This is a genomic window from Pseudoxanthomonas japonensis (assembly GCF_010093445.1).
GTDB classification, from domain to species: Bacteria; Pseudomonadota; Gammaproteobacteria; order Xanthomonadales; family Xanthomonadaceae; genus Pseudoxanthomonas_A; species Pseudoxanthomonas_A japonensis.
In genome coordinates, this window is record NZ_PDWW01000070.1 from 1 (window position 1) to 497 (window position 497).

The following is a 497-nucleotide window of genomic DNA, read 5'->3' on the forward strand; positions in this document are numbered from 1 at the left end:
ATCTGAATACGAACTAGACTTGCCTGCGTTGTCATGTGTATAAAACACAGATGTCAATGATACATATTGGGGTGTGCGTGACGTCCTGTGTGTATTCTCATCAGTCTAATCGCACCAGTCGTTGTGTGTGTTTTTTTTTTTTTTCAACATGCGGCGCAGGGCCTTCAACGTGGGCGCCGATAGGTGCGGTGCGACGGCTTCGTAATCGGCAATCAGCCCTAGCACCCGCGCTTCAACTTCATCGCGGGGCATGTCCCGCTGCCATGACCGGGGAGGCCGGCGTTCGTCCAATCCCTGGTGGGCTTGGGCCACCTGGGCAATGCGTTTGGTGATGGCGGGCGAGACCCGGGCGGTTTTTCGCCCGGTCTCGGTATCGCTGACCGAGTTGGCCATTTGTCGCTTCCGGCAAGGGGTTTGCCGGAGTATGTCATGGTCAGTGCTTGTACGTGGCCAGCTGGTTCAGTCGTTCCAGTTCAACCAACTCGGAGGGATTGAAC

The 497-nt window shown here is 55.9% G+C and carries 1 protein-coding gene; it reads right to left on the minus strand.

The window, feature by feature from the left end; translation table 11 throughout:
• Window positions 1-105: 105 nt before the first annotated feature.
• Window positions 106-393, minus strand: coding sequence for a hypothetical protein (locus CSC78_RS18810; protein WP_162339393.1), 288 nt, complete (start codon window positions 391-393; stop codon window positions 106-108).
• Between the last annotated feature and the right edge of the window lie 104 nt (window positions 394-497).